Genomic DNA, 13,990 nt, shown 5'->3' with positions numbered 1-13,990 from the left:
ATGACCGACGCAGCCCCACCAGCCTCGGGCGATCCCCGTTCCACTCTCCCAAACGCCGCGTCGCCTTTGCCCGAGACCGGCTGGGCGAAGCTGGGCAATCGCGTTCTGGTGCGCATCAGCGGCCCCGGTACCGACAAGTTTCTGCAGGGCCAGTTCAGCCAGAATCTTGATGAGGTTGTCGCCGGTTACTCGCCCCGCGCGGCGGCGGCCACGCCCAAGGGACGAGCCTACTGCTTGACGCGCGTGGTCCGCGACGGGGACGACATCGTGATGGATCTGGACTCGGCACTGGCGGAATCGACTCTCGGCCAGTTGCGCAAATATCTGATGCTGTTCCGGGGCACATCCGCCGACCCGGTCACCGATGGCTGCATTTTTGGCCTGTTTGGTGATTCAGACGCACAACGGCTTGCAGGCCAGGCGCTCTCAGAACTGAAAAAACCGGGGGATTCTCTGGCACTCGACAGCGGATACCTGATTCGCGTGGAACCGACTGCCGAAGGTCTGTCACGATTCGAGCTCTGGCACACGGCCGGTAAGGCCCCCGCCCTGGACGCCAGCGAAGAACGCAGCCTGGCTGACTGGCAGGCGTCCGAGATTGCCGCCGGCATCGCAGCGCTTACAGCACAGACATTGGAGGCCTTCGTACCCCAGATGCTGAACTGGCAACATGTCGGTGGCATACACTTCAAAAAGGGCTGTTACACCGGCCAGGAAGTAATCGCCCGCATGCATTTTCTCGGTCAACTCAAAAAGAGCCTGTATCGGTTCCAGCTCGACACCGCCGATGCCCCTGAGCCAGGCCGGTCGATCCTCGCCGGTGATCGGTCCGTGGGTAGCGTGGTCAATTCTGTGCCCCTGAAAAACGGTACCTGCGAGCTGTTGGCGGTGGTCCGGCACGACGCAGCAGACGCTGACCTCACCGTTGACGGCCTTGCCGGCCAAACGCTGACCCCGCTGCCCCTTCCCTACGCCGTGCCGGAGCGGGAAAAAAGCCCACAGACAGATACATAAGTTGACAGGCAATTTGATCGTAATTTGCTATAAAGTAACTCACTTATATGATTTTTACGGTTGCTGGCGATGCCTTTATGCCAGCACCACACCCTGACAAGTGGACCGCTACTGACCATGTCGAATATCGTCGAAACCATAAAAACCGACCTGATTACCGCTATCGAGAATGACAAACTGGTACTGCCAACCCTGCCGGAAGTGGCCCTGCAGGTTCGGGAGATCGCCGAGTCCGAGGACTCCGCGATTGCCGATCTGGTCAAGGTGATCAGTAACGACACCGCCCTCTCGGCTCGCATCATCCGGGTCTGCAACAGCCCGCTGTTCCGGGGCAGCCGTGCCATTGAAAACCTGAACATGGCCGTGAGCCGCCTGGGCATGGCCTACACCAGTAACCTGGCGATGGGCCTGGCCATGGAACAGATGTTCCAGGCCACATCCGACATGGTCGACAAACGCCTACGGGCCACCTGGCAGACCAGCACCGAAGTGGCCGGCGTCTGCCACGTACTGGCTCAGCACTACACCCGGCTCAAACCGGACCAGGCCACGCTCGCCGGCCTGGTACACCAGATCGGTGTCCTGCCCATCCTGCGCTACGTTGAGGATCAGGATATCCAGATCAGCAGCATCATGCTCGATAACGTGATCGATGAGCTGCATCCGCGCCTGGGCGCCGCCATCCTGAAGAAGTGGGACTTTCCGAAAGAACTGCAGAACGTCCCGCTGGAATATGCGAACTTCCAGCGGCAAGTACCCGCTGCGGATTACGCAGATCTGGTCATGGTCGCTAACCTGCAACTGGTCGCCGGTAGTGACAACCCGTGGACCGAGATGGACTGGAACAGTATTTCCGCGTTCGACCGCCTGGGGCTCGACCCCAACATCGACATGAGCGAGGAAGAAGACCTGAATGCGGAGATGGAAGCGGCTATGGCGCTGCTGAAGTAAGGACTAGTTCTGGTAGCGGGCTAAAAGCTCGGCCTTGGAGGGCAGCGTCCAGTCGATGGATCGCTGCCCTTTTTGTTGCAGCCAATCGTTGGCGCGTGAGAAATGCCTGCAGCCGAAGAAACCGCGGTAGGCACTCAGTGGTGAGGGGTGCGGGCCTTCCAGCACCAGATGCCGGTTTCGGTCGATGTGCCGGCCTTTCTTCTTCGCGTAACTGCCCCAGAGCAGGAAAACCACCCCGTCCCTTTCCCGGTTGATGGTTTCGATCACCTTGTCGGTGAACGTTTCCCAGCCCTTGCCCTGGTGTGCCCCGGCCTGCCCCTGAACCACCGTGAGCACACTGTTAAGCAGCAGCACGCCGTCCTCTGCCCAGGGCTGTAGGCAGCCGTGATCGGGCGCCTCGATATTCAGGTCGCTGTGGATTTCCTTGAAGATGTTGACCAGTGATGGCGGCGGCGGCACATCCGGCCGGACCGAAAAACACAGACCGTGGGCCTGACCCGGGCCATGGTAGGGGTCCTGCCCCAGAATCACCACGGAGACCTTATCCAGGGGGGTGCTGTTCAGGGCATTGAAACAGTGCTGGCTGGCAGGAAACAGCACCTTGCCGGCCTGTTCCTCGGCAGCGAGAAATTCCGCCAGCTCACGCATGTAGGGCTGGCGGAATTCGTGGGCAAGATGATCGGACCAGCCCCGGTCGGGCCTCAGCTGACTCGCCAGCACCTCAACCGGATGCATGGTTTACGCCCCGTCGTCCGATTCGTGATGATCAACCCTGTGTTCCGGACGCATGTGCGGGAACAGAATCACGTCGCGGATCGACGGCGAATCGGTCAACAGCATGGCCAGGCGATCAATGCCGATGCCTTCACCGGCGGTGGGCGGCAGGCCATACTCCAGCGCCATGACGTAATCTTCGTCATAGAACATGGCCTCGTCGTCGCCGGCATCCTTCTCTGCCACCTGGGCCCGGAAGCGCTCAGCCTGGTCCTCGGCATCATTCAGCTCCGAGAAGCCATTGGCGAGCTCGCGACCACCGACGAAGAACTCGAATCGCTCGGTGACGAACGGATCGTTGTCCTTGCAGCGAGCCAGCGGAGACACCTCCTTGGGGTAGTCGGTGATGAAGGTGGGCTGGACCAGCAGGTGTTCTGCGGTTGCCTCGAAAATCTCGATCTGAACTTTGCCGAGGCCCCAGGTCTCCTTAAGCTGAATACCAAGGTTGTCTGCCACGCGGCGGGCACTGGCTTCGTCACCAAGCTGGCCAGCCTGGATATCCGGGTTGTGCTCAAGGATGGCCTCAACCACCGTCATCCGCCGGAACGGCTTGCCGAAATCGTATTCGACGGTTTCTTCCTCACCATTGGACAGTTCGCGGGTATTCACCACCGTCGTGGTGCCCAGCACTTCCCGGGTGACCTGGCGCAACATGTCCTCGGTGAGATCCATCAGATCGTTGTAGTCGGCATACGCCTGATAGAATTCGACCATGGTGAATTCCGGGTTGTGCCGAGTTGAGAGGCCTTCGTTCCGGAAGTTGCGGTTGATCTCGAACACCCGCTCGAACCCGCCGACCACCAGCCGCTTGAGGAACAACTCCGGGGCAATCCGCAGATACATGTCGATGTCCAGCGCATTATGGTGCGTCACGAACGGACGTGCCGTCGCGCCACCCGGGATCACCTGCAGCATCGGCGTCTCGACTTCCATGAACCCACGGGCATTGAAGTAGTTCCGCATACTACTGATCAGGCGGGTTCGAGCCATGAACACCTTGCGGGTGTCTTCATTCACCATCAGATCAACGTAGCGGTGACGGTAGCGAGCCTCCATGTCGGTCAGGCCCTTGTGCTTCTCCGGCAACGGGCGCAGCGACTTGGTCAGCAGCACGTACTCGTCCATGGTCACATACAGGTCGCCCTTACCCGACTTGGTCAGGGTGCCCCGGACACCAACGATATCGCCGAGGTCCCAGTGTTTGGTGTCCTTCTGGACATGCTTGGTGGCATAGATCTGGATCCGCCCCGTCATATCCTGAACAACCTTGAACGCTTTACGATCAAGCATCATGCGACCGGCGATGGCCACCTTGATGTCCAGCTTTTCCAGCTCTTCCTTGCTCTTCTCACCGTATTTTTCCTGCAGCTCAGCAGCGGTGCTGTCGCGGCGAAAATCGTTGGGGAAAGGATTGCCTTCGGTGCGCAGCTCGGCCAGTTTGGCACGGCGCTCGGCAATCAGCTTGTTATCCTCGTGCTGGGTGGCGCTGTGGCTTTGTTCAGTCATGTTGGCTCACTAAAGATCGGGAATTATCCGGTTTTTGGGTTGATGGCGCTGATTAAAGCGCCATCTTCAGGCTGGCTTCGATGAACTTGTCGATGTCACCATCCAGCACCGACTGGGTATTGCTGGTTTCCACCTTGGTGCGCAGGTCCTTGATGCGGCTGTCGTCCAACACGTAGGAACGGATCTGACTGCCCCAGCCGATGTCGGCCTTGGCATCTTCGGCTTTCTGCTTCTCGGCGTTGCGCTCCTGCATCTCGCGCTCGAACAGCTTGGCCTTCAGCTGTTTCATGGCCTGGTCCTTGTTCTGGTGCTGGCTTCGGCCAGCCTGACAGGCCACCACAATACCCGTGGGATTGTGGGTCAGACGAACGGCGGATTCGGTCCGGTTAACGTGCTGACCACCGGCACCGGAAGCCCGATACACATCCACACGCAGATCGGCCGGATTGATTTCAATCTCGAAGCTGTCATCCACTTCCGGTGAAATGAAGACCGAAGAGAACGAGGTGTGACGACGATTGCCGGAATCGAACGGAGACTTCCGGACCAGGCGGTGAACACCGGTCTCGGTGCGCAGCCAGCCGTAGGCATAGTCACCTTGAATGTGGATGGTAGCGCTCTTGATCCCCGCTACTTCACCTTCCTGAAGCTCGACAATCTCAGCCTTGAATCCCCGACGCTCGGCCCAGCGCAGGTACATGCGAAGCAACATATTGGCCCAGTCCTGGGCCTCGGTGCCACCGGAGCCGGCCTGGATATCCAGATAGGCGTTGTTGGCATCCATCTCACCGGAGAACATCCGGCGGAACTCCAGCTTCTCAAGCTCCTTATCGAGCCCCTCAAGATCCGCCTCGATCTCGGCGACCGTGGCCTCGTCGTCTTCCTCGACCGCCATATCCAGCAGACTTTCGGCGTCGCCGAGGCCACTGGTAAGGTTGTCGATGGTTTTTACGATCAGCTCAAGATCCGCGCGCTCTTTGCCCAGACCCTGGGCGCGCTCAGGATCTTCCCACACAGTGGGCAGCTCAAGTTCACGCTCTACTTCGACCAGTCTTTCACTTCGCTGGTCGTAGTCAAAGATACCCCCTGAGCGCTTCAGTGCGCTCACGAAGCTCTTTTATCTTCGTCACAATGGGATTGATTTCCATGAAACCCTTACTCGCTCTTGAAAATGGTGAGTAAAACAGTGGCGGGATTCTACCGGAATTCTGTAGCTAAATCAGCCGGGGTAAACCGATACGTCAAACAGTCAAACCGGACGAGCGCAGAAGTGCCAGCCGGTCTCGGGGTGCGGGGACCCGCCACCTGAGCCAACTAGGAAAGCGGCTCGAGATAATCCACGAGGAGCTGCAGATTAGTGCGCCCACGAAAAGTATTGGCATCCGGCTTGTACACGACCCGGGCCCCGGTGCGGGTATAGTCAGGCACTTCCGAACCGGTGTTGAAGGCTATGCCATCAATGATGCCGCCACCCTCCAAGGGCTGCAGCACCAGCTTCAGATGGTTTTCGCCAACGATGCGCTGACTGACCACCCGGAACTCGCCATCAAAAACCGGCTCCGGGAAATGCTGCCCCCACGGCCCCGCGCGTTTCAGCAAAGCGGCCGTATCCAGGCTCAGCTCATCGGCGCTCAGGGGTCCGTCGGTGGTAATCGCCGCCTCCAGGTCTTCGGCCTTCAGAGTGTCCCGGACGGCCTTGTCGAAGGCGTCGGAAAACGCATCGAGGTCGTCCCGCGCCAGAGTCATGCCGGCGGCCATGGCATGACCGCCGTATTTTTTCATGATGCCCGGATGGCGGGCGTCCACGGCTGCCAGAACATCACGAATGTGCAGGCCGGGGATTGAGCGGGCGGACCCCTTAATGTCCTGGCCATTGTCGTCACTGGCAAAGGCAATGGTGGGACGATGAGTCTGCTCCCGGATCCGGGCAGCCAGGATACCGATAACGCCCTGATGCCACTCCGGGTCAAACAGCGCCAGCCCCCAGGGCAAGCCCTCGACATCCAGGGACATTGACGCAAGCAGATCCTGGGCCTGGGCTTTCATATCCTTTTCGATGGTGCGGCGCTCACGATTGAAGCTGTCCAGCTCCTGAGCAAGGCGACGGGCTTCATCCGGGCTGTCGGCCAGCAGGCAGGCAATACCGATACTCATATCGTCAAGGCGCCCGGCCGCATTCAGGCGGGGGCCTACCACAAAGCCGAGATCGGTCGAACTGATCGCAGAATGGTCACGGCCTGCAATCTCAAGCAGAGCCAGGATTCCCGGGCGGGCTTCGCCCTTGCGAATCCGACGCAAGCCTTGCTCCACGAAAATGCGGTTATTGTGATCCAGCGGTACAACGTCTGCCACGGTGCCAAGAGCAACCAGATCAAGCAGTACCCCGAGATTGGGTTCGGGCTGAGGAAGGCGCCCAGCTTCGCGGAGATGTTTACGCAGCGCAGTGAGCACGTAGAACATGACACCGACCCCGGCCGCATTCTTACTCAGGAAGGGGCAGCCGGGCTGGTTAGGGTTCACAATGGCATCCGCATCCGGCAGGGCCTCACCCGCGAGGTGGTGATCAGTCACAATCACCTTCATGCCCATCTCCCGAGCGGCCCTGACGCCGTCAATGGCGGAGATCCCGTTATCCACGGTGACCAGGAGGTCCGGTAAATCGCCCTCTTCTGCAAGTCGCTCGATGATACCCGGCGTCAGGCCATAGCCATCGGAAAAACGACTCGGCACGCGGAAATCGAGCCCCTGAAGCCCGAGCATGGACAGACCCAGCATGGCCACCGACGTGCTGGTGGCTCCATCAGCATCGAAATCCCCGAGAATCAGGACACGCTGCTGCTGCCCAATGGCCTCCGCCAACAGGGTGACAGCGCGGTCAATTCCACGAAGCTCCATCGGTGAGGCAAGCGACTTGAGGGTATAGCTCAACTGCTCATCGGAGGTAACCCCCCTGGCCGCGTAGAGGCGACGGAGCAGTGGCGGTAGCTGTTGCCCCCAGGCCGGTGCATTATCCGGCTGGGGGCGGCGCAGGATCTTTTTCGGTGTCATACCGGATCAGGCATTTTTCCAGTGCTTGCTTATGAACTCCTGAACACCGGCAATGTTGTTGTCCAGAACGGTGTAACGCTCTTCCCGTTCAAACAGATCCGCCATATGGGCTGGCAGCTGGGGCTTGACCGTCACTCCGGATTCGGCCACCGCATCCGGGAACTTCGCCGGATGAGCAGTCCCCAGGGTGATCATCGGCACCGAGCTGTCTCGCCGGCAATTGCGAGCCGCGCGAACACCAATGGCGGTGTGCGGGTCGAGCAGGTATTCATTCTGCTCATGGATTTCGCGGATGGTGTCGCAGGTCGACTTGTCATCAACCGCATCACTGTCAAACAGCTTGCGCGCATGCCGCCAACGATAATCCTCGATACTCACCGGCCCCTTGGCAGCATCTTCCAGCAGTTTTTTCACCGCTTGGCCATCACGACCATGCAGATCGAACAGCAAACGTTCGAAGTTGCTGGAGACCATGATATCCATGCTCGGCGACAGGGTATGCTCGAGCTGGTGCTGCTCGTATTTATTGCCACTCATGAATCGATGAAGAATGTCGTTGCGATTGGTGGCGATCACTAGCTGAGAGATCGGCAGGCCCATCTTTTTTGCCAGATATCCGGCGAAAATGTCGCCAAAGTTGCCGGTCGGCACCGAAAACGCCATGCTTCGATCAGGGCCACCCAGTGCCAGGGAAGCCTGGAAGTAGTACACAATCTGGGCCATGATCCGGGCCCAGTTAATGGAATTCACCGCCGCCAACTGGGTTTTGCCGCCGAGAAAACTCTGATTACCAAAGCTTTCCTTCACCATGCGCTGGCAATCATCGAAATTGCCCCGCACCGCAATGTTATGGATGTTCTCACCCTTCACCGTCGTCATCTGGCGACGCTGCACCTCCGAGACACGCTCATAGGGATGCAGGATAAAGATATCCACGTGCTCGCATCGCCGACAACCTTCAATGGCGGCCGACCCGGTGTCGCCGGAGGTGGCACCCATGATCACAACGTGCTGCTTACGCTTTTCCAGCACATAATCCAGCAACCGACCCAACAACTGCAGGGCGAAATCCTTGAACGCCAGTGTCGGCCCGCGAAACAGTTCCATGACCCACTCATTGGTGTCCAGTTGCACCAGTGGCGCGACCGCCTTGTGACTGAACACCGAGTAAGTTTCATCGAGCATTTTGCGGAAATCGTCCGCCGGAATGGCATCATCGACGAACGGATACATCACGTTGAACGCGAGCTCGCTGTACGACAATCCACGCCAGCTGCGGATCTCTTCAAGGCTGAAGTGGGGCAACGATTCCGGAACGTACAAGCCACCGTCGGCGGCCAGACCGGTCAGCAGAACATCCTCAAAGCCCAGTGCGGGCGCTTCACCCCGCGTACTGATATATCTCACGAGCGTACCTGTTAGTTAAAGTTTTCGGCGCGGATGCGAACGACCTGACCGTCGGTGTCAGTCAGGGCTTCCAGCTCCTCGATAGCGCGATTGACCTGCCGCTCCTGAACCGTGTGGGTCAGGATGATCACCGGGATACGGCCATCCTTCAGCTCGGATTCCTTCTGCATGATCGACTCGATGTTGATGCCATGCTCGCTCAGGATGGACGCAATCTTCGCCAGCACGCCCGGGCGATCCAGTGCCGTAATCCGCAAATAATAGGCGGACTGGACATCTTCCATGGGCAGAACATCCAGGTCCTCCAGAGCTTCTGGCTCGAAGCCGAGGTAGGGCACGCGCTGCTGGCTACCACTGGCAACAGCGCGAGCCACGTCGACGATATCGGCGATGACCGCGGAGGCTGTCGCCTCATCACCGGCACCCGGACCGTAGTACATGGTCTGACCGACGGCATCACCGTCAACCAACACCGCATTCAGGACACCGTCAACCTGGGCGATGAGGTGACTCTGGGGCACCAGGGTCGGATGCACGCGAAGCTCGATGCCGTCGTCGCGACGACGGGCGATGCCCAGGTGCTTGATGCGATAGCCCAGCAGTTCGGCATGGGCGATGTCGTACGGCGTGATTTTTGAAATGCCTTCGGTGAAGGCCTTTTCAAACTGCAGGGGCACGCCGAAACCGGCGGCGGCCAGAATGGTCAGTTTGTGGGCCGCATCAATGCCTTCTACATCGAACGTCGGGTCGGCTTCCGCATACCCCAGGTCCTGGGCTTCCTTAAGGACTTCTGAGAATTCACGACCGGCCCGCATCTCGGTAAGGATGTAGTTACCGGTGCCGTTGATGATGCCGGCAATCCAGTCAATACGGTTTGCGGCCATCCCCTCACGGATCGCTTTCATGACCGGGATACCACCCGCAACGCCGGCCTCGTAGGCAACCACCACACCGGCCTTTTCCGCCGCTTCAAAAATCTCGTTGCCGTGAACCGCAATCAGGGCCTTGTTGGCCGTAACCACGTGCTTGCCGTTCCGGATCGCTGCCAGCACCAATTCTTTCGCCGTTTCGTAACCGCCGATCAATTCGACGACGACATCCACAGCGGGGTCGTTCACCACGTCAAAAATGTCGGTGGAAAAAGGCACATCCCCGAGATCCATGTCATTCCGGGGACGACGACTGGCAATCCGAGTAATTCGGATGTTGCACCCGGCCCGGCCGGCAATGAGCCTGGCATTGCGGGTCAAGACATTGAACGTACCGCCGCCAACGGTACCCAGTCCGCAGATTCCGACACTGACGTCTTTCAAACTCTCACCTCTGAACCCGAAAGGGTGCTGATGAATTGCAATAAGGGAGGCATAGTATACCGATTCAGGTGCTCGTGAATAAGCCCTGAACCGGAAGGATGTCAAATCCGTGAGCGGTCCGGCAAAGGCACCGGACTCTCAAGACAGTCAGAGCAGACCGAGACCCTTGGCAAGGTTATCGGCAGGAACGTAGCCGCGCACCATGTTGCCGTCCTCCAACACAATAGCCGGCGTCCCGGTTACACCCACTCGACCACCCAACTGGTACTGCTCGAGCACGGGATTCTCGCAGCTTGCCGACTCCACAGAACGCCCGGCTTTGGCTGCATCCATGGCGGCCTGCTGATCCTCTGCGCACCAAACCGAAACATACTTTTTGAACGACGGAGTGCCCGGACCGGAACGCGGGAAGGCATAGTAGTTAACCGTAATGCCGTAGGCGTTGAGCTTTGGCACTTCGTCATGCAACTTCCGGCAATAGGGGCAATCGATGTCGGTGAAAACATCGATCACGGCTTTTTCCTCGCCGTCGGCCGGGAACCGGATCACGCCATCGCCACCAAACGCCGCCATGACCTTTTCACGCTGGCCGGCTCGCGCTTGTTCGGTCACATTGGCAATGCCGTTATCGGTGATTTTCAAAAGGTCGCCAGTCAGCAGATACTGCCCGTCTGCCGTGGTGTAAATCGTGTCGCCATTGTTGCTCTGCACTTCGTACAGGCCCTTGGCTTCGGATTCCGTCACCGACTGCACCTTAAGTCCGGGTACGGCATTGGTCAGACGCTTGGCAATCCCATCCTCAACCTCGCCGGCCGTGGCCGGTAACGCGATCACAGCGCCAACCGCCAGGCCAACCACCATTGCAACTTTCTTCACACTTTCTCTGGCAGACATAGCTACATCCAGTCAGACAATTTTGAGACCCTCGCCGAACGTGGCCGGGCCATAGAAACACGATACTGCGACACAGGACTGCCGCAAAAGTTCAAACCCGACACCTTACCCAAAAAAACCGGGATCAGCCACGAGGATGGTGCGACTGATGCAAGGACTGCAGGCGCTGTCGAGCGACGTGGGTGTAGATTTGTGTGGTGGAAAGATCGGAATGCCCCAACAACATCTGTACCACGCGCAAGTCCGCCCCATGATTCAGCAGGTGAGTCGCAAATGCATGGCGCAGGGTATGCGGCGAGAGATGCTTCCGAATACCGACCCGTGAGGCATAGTGCTTGATGCGATGCCAGAAGGTCTGCCGGGTCATCGCAGCCGGCCGGTTACCCGGAAACAGCGCATCACAGGAACGCCCCCTGAGGAGCTCGGGGCGGGCCTCCTTCATATACTGCAACAGCCAGTCGACCGCCTCTTCCCCCAACGGTACCAGGCGCTCCTTGTCACCCTTGCCGGTGATCCGGACCACGCCCTGGCGCAGATTTACCTGATCAACCCGCAAACCGGTGAGTTCTGAAACCCGCAGACCACAGCCGTACAGGATCTCGAGCATCGCCCGGTCCCTGAGCTCAATCGGCACTTCCGGGTCCGGCTCGGCGAGGAGGGCATCGACCTCTTCTTCAGTCAGCGAATCCGGTAACCGCCGCGGCAGGCGCGGGCTGTCAATTCGCAGGGTAGGGTCCTCAACAATCAGACCTTCCCGCAGCAGGAATCGGAAAAACCGGCGCACTCCCGACAGGCGCCGCGCAGCGGTGGACGTTTTCACACCGTCCGCCAAGCCTCGGGACATCCATGCCAGCAGGTCTGTCCTGCGCGCCGCCAAGAGCAGCGGCTTTCCCGGCTGCTCCTCAAGCCAGGCCGAAAGGCGAGCGAGATCACTGCGATACGCCTGGCGTGTTTTCTCACCCAACCCGTCTTCAAGCCAGATGGCATCGGTAAAACGGGTGATAACGGCCTCATCTTCCGGTCTCACATTATCACTCTCATAGGTTCAGTCTGACTGGAGCATGCCCTAGCGGGGGCGCAGACACAAAAAAAGGCAGCCCCAGGGCTGCCCTTTTTTTGCGTGCACCGTTCAGCGAATAGCTGATCAGCCCAGCTTCTCCTTGATACGAGCTGCCTTACCAGACAGGTCGCGCAGGTAGTAAAGCTTAGCCTGACGCACGTCGCCACGACGCTTCACGCTGACACTGTCGATCAGCTTGGAGAAGGTCTGGAAGGTACGCTCAACACCAACACCGTAGGAGATCTTGCGCACGGTGAAAGAGGAGTTCATGCCACGGTTGCGCTTGCCGATGACAACACCCTCGAACGCCTGCAGACGCTCACGGTTACCCTCGGTTACGCGAACCTGAACGACCACAGTGTCACCCGGCGCAAAGGCAGGGATTTCCTTGGTCATCTGTTCTGCTTCAAGTTGACTGATGATGTTGTTCTTGCCGCTCATCGTAATGCTCCTGATACCCAATCTTTTAATGCCCTGATGATTCAGAGGCACCCGGTTCGTTCAAAATCTCTTCCAGCAGCCGGCGCTCTTCGTCCGTAAACACCCGCTGCTCCAGCAGGTCGGGGCGCCGCTCCAGGGTTCGCCTCAGCGACTGCTTCAGTCGCCAACGCCGGATCTGATCATGGTGACCGCCCAATAAAACATCCGGCACCGCCTGACCTTCGTAAACTTCGGGCCGGGTATAGTGCGGACAATCCAGCAAACCGTCAGCAAAGGAATCCTGCTCTGCCGACTGCGCATGACCCAGCGCTCCGGGGATGAGGCGTGTTACCGCATCAATGACAGCCATGGCTGCCAATTCGCCACCGGACAACACGAAGTCCCCCAGTGACACTTCCCGATCGACTTCCGTCGATATCAGGCGCTCATCCACACCCTCATATCGGCCTGCCACGAGAATCAACCGTTCCTCCGCCGCAAGGGACTCGACAACAGTTTGATTCAGCGTTTCACCCTGGGGCGAAAGATACACCACGCAGGCTTTACCGGGTGCCGACTCCCGCGCCGCATGTATGGCATCCCTGAGAGGCTGAATTTTCATCAACATCCCTGGGCCACCACCATAAGGCCGGTCGTCCACGGTGCGGTGCCGATCCTGGGTAAACTCACGGGGATTCCAACTCTGGAACGTCAGAAGACCATCCCGAACCGCCCTACCCGTAATCCCGTAATCCGTTACCGCACCGAACATCTCCGGGAACAGACTGACTGCGCCAATCCACACCCGTTAAAACTCCGGATCCCAATCAACGACCATGCGAGCCGCGGCAAGATCCACTTCCCTTACCACCTGATCCGGCAGATAGGGAATCAGCCGTTCTCGCTGATCGATAGAGCTTGCCGAGGCGTGCACCACGAGAACGTCGTTGGAACCCGTCTCAATCAGGTGATGCACTGTCCCCAGGCACTCACCGTCGACCGTCAGGACCTCAAGACCCTCGAGCTGGAACCAGTAAAACTCCCCTTCCGGGAGCTCCGGCAGCTCGTCGGTGCCGACTTTGACGTCCGCGCCGCAATACTTGAGAGCGACATCCCGGTCATCAATACCTTTAAGCCTGACGACAATCCCCTGCCCCTGGCGACGACCCTCCTCAAGCTTGGCCGGAATACGCTTGCCGTCCAGATCCAGCGTCCAGTCACGGTAGTTCAGTATTCCTTCCTTGGGGTCAGTGTAGGAGTAGACCTTGAGCCATCCCTTAACCCCAAACACCGAGGTAATTCGGCCGATCACAGTTTCCTGCGAATGCTGTGTCATGCCATAAACCCCGGGTTAAAACGTGATTACTCAGCAGCCTTCAGCAGCTGGGCAACGCGCTCGCTCGGCTGGGCGCCCTGGCCCATCCAGAATTCAACGCGCTCACGATCTACACGCAGACGCTCTTCCTGACCGCGGGCGACCGGGTTGAAGAAACCAACTCGCTCAATAAAACGACCGTCGCGAGATTTGCGGCTGTCGGTAACTGTCAGATGATAGAACGGGCGCTTCTTGGAGCCACCACGAGCCAAACGGATGCTTACCATT

General features: G+C 58.9%; 14 protein-coding genes. 2 read left to right on the top strand and 12 right to left on the bottom strand.

All coding sequences use genetic code 11. The features are described 5' to 3' along the window. On the top strand, positions 1-1,014 hold the full coding sequence (gene ygfZ / locus KZO34_RS14000; RefSeq protein WP_219477467.1) for a CAF17-like 4Fe-4S cluster assembly/insertion protein YgfZ: 1,014 nt from the start codon (positions 1-3) through the stop codon (positions 1,012-1,014). Between the two features lie 117 nt (positions 1,015-1,131). After that, positions 1,132-1,965, top strand: a complete 834-nt coding sequence (locus KZO34_RS13995) for an HDOD domain-containing protein (protein ID WP_219477466.1) — start codon at positions 1,132-1,134, stop codon at positions 1,963-1,965. A 3-nt stretch (positions 1,966-1,968) separates the two neighbouring features. On the opposite strand, the gene ung is transcribed toward KZO34_RS13995, so the two are convergent. From ung to rpsP, 12 genes are all read right to left on the bottom strand, one after another. Next, positions 1,969-2,700 carry a uracil-DNA glycosylase gene (gene ung / locus KZO34_RS13990; RefSeq protein ID WP_219477465.1) on the bottom strand — a complete coding sequence of 244 codons (732 nt, stop codon included), beginning with the start codon at positions 2,698-2,700 and terminating at the stop codon, positions 1,969-1,971. A 3-nt stretch (positions 2,701-2,703) separates the two neighbouring features. Further along, the gene (gene lysS, locus KZO34_RS13985; protein WP_219477464.1) at positions 2,704-4,245 is read right to left on the bottom strand and encodes a lysine--tRNA ligase; all 1,542 of its coding nucleotides are present in this window, start codon (positions 4,243-4,245) and stop codon (positions 2,704-2,706) included. A gap of 52 nt (positions 4,246-4,297) precedes the next feature. Further along, positions 4,298-5,393, bottom strand: a protein-coding gene (prfB, locus tag KZO34_RS13980; RefSeq protein WP_219477463.1) for a peptide chain release factor 2 whose coding sequence is annotated in 2 segments (ribosomal slippage) — positions 4,298-5,320 and positions 5,322-5,393 — 1,095 coding nt in all. Because the reading frame shifts where the segments join, the coding sequence is not laid out codon by codon here. A gap of 166 nt (positions 5,394-5,559) precedes the next feature. Next, positions 5,560-7,293 carry a single-stranded-DNA-specific exonuclease RecJ gene (gene recJ / locus KZO34_RS13975; protein WP_219477462.1) on the bottom strand — a complete coding sequence of 578 codons (1,734 nt, stop codon included), beginning with the start codon at positions 7,291-7,293 and terminating at the stop codon, positions 5,560-5,562. A gap of 6 nt (positions 7,294-7,299) precedes the next feature. Then, positions 7,300-8,700: a threonine synthase gene (gene thrC, locus KZO34_RS13970; RefSeq protein ID WP_219477461.1), complete on the bottom strand. Its 1,401-nt coding sequence runs from the start codon at positions 8,698-8,700 to the stop codon at positions 7,300-7,302. An 11-nt stretch (positions 8,701-8,711) separates the two neighbouring features. Beyond that, positions 8,712-10,013: a homoserine dehydrogenase gene (locus KZO34_RS13965; protein WP_219477460.1), complete on the bottom strand. Its 1,302-nt coding sequence runs from the start codon at positions 10,011-10,013 to the stop codon at positions 8,712-8,714. Positions 10,014-10,160: 147 nt separating this feature from the next. Continuing rightward, positions 10,161-10,874, bottom strand: coding sequence for a DsbC family protein (locus KZO34_RS13960; RefSeq protein ID WP_374706536.1), 714 nt, complete (start codon positions 10,872-10,874; stop codon positions 10,161-10,163). 157 nt (positions 10,875-11,031) lie between these two features. After that, positions 11,032-11,934: a site-specific tyrosine recombinase XerD gene (xerD, locus tag KZO34_RS13955; RefSeq protein ID WP_219477458.1), complete on the bottom strand. Its 903-nt coding sequence runs from the start codon at positions 11,932-11,934 to the stop codon at positions 11,032-11,034. Positions 11,935-12,051: 117 nt separating this feature from the next. Next, the gene (gene rplS / locus KZO34_RS13950) at positions 12,052-12,408 is read right to left on the bottom strand and encodes a 50S ribosomal protein L19 (RefSeq protein WP_072677905.1); all 357 of its coding nucleotides are present in this window, start codon (positions 12,406-12,408) and stop codon (positions 12,052-12,054) included. A 25-nt stretch (positions 12,409-12,433) separates the two neighbouring features. Further along, positions 12,434-13,192: a tRNA (guanosine(37)-N1)-methyltransferase TrmD gene (trmD, locus tag KZO34_RS13945; protein ID WP_219477457.1), complete on the bottom strand. Its 759-nt coding sequence runs from the start codon at positions 13,190-13,192 to the stop codon at positions 12,434-12,436. 3 nt (positions 13,193-13,195) lie between these two features. Further along, positions 13,196-13,723: a ribosome maturation factor RimM gene (gene rimM / locus KZO34_RS13940; RefSeq protein ID WP_219477456.1), complete on the bottom strand. Its 528-nt coding sequence runs from the start codon at positions 13,721-13,723 to the stop codon at positions 13,196-13,198. Positions 13,724-13,749: 26 nt separating this feature from the next. Then, positions 13,750-13,989: a 30S ribosomal protein S16 gene (gene rpsP / locus KZO34_RS13935; RefSeq protein ID WP_219477455.1), complete on the bottom strand. Its 240-nt coding sequence runs from the start codon at positions 13,987-13,989 to the stop codon at positions 13,750-13,752. Position 13,990 lies beyond the last annotated feature (1 nt).

The organism is Marinobacter sp. F4206 (assembly GCF_019392195.1).
Lineage (GTDB): Bacteria > Pseudomonadota > Gammaproteobacteria > Pseudomonadales > Oleiphilaceae > Marinobacter.
The sequence above is the reverse complement of the archived record's forward strand: the minus strand, read 5'-3'. Positions and strand labels throughout refer to the sequence as shown.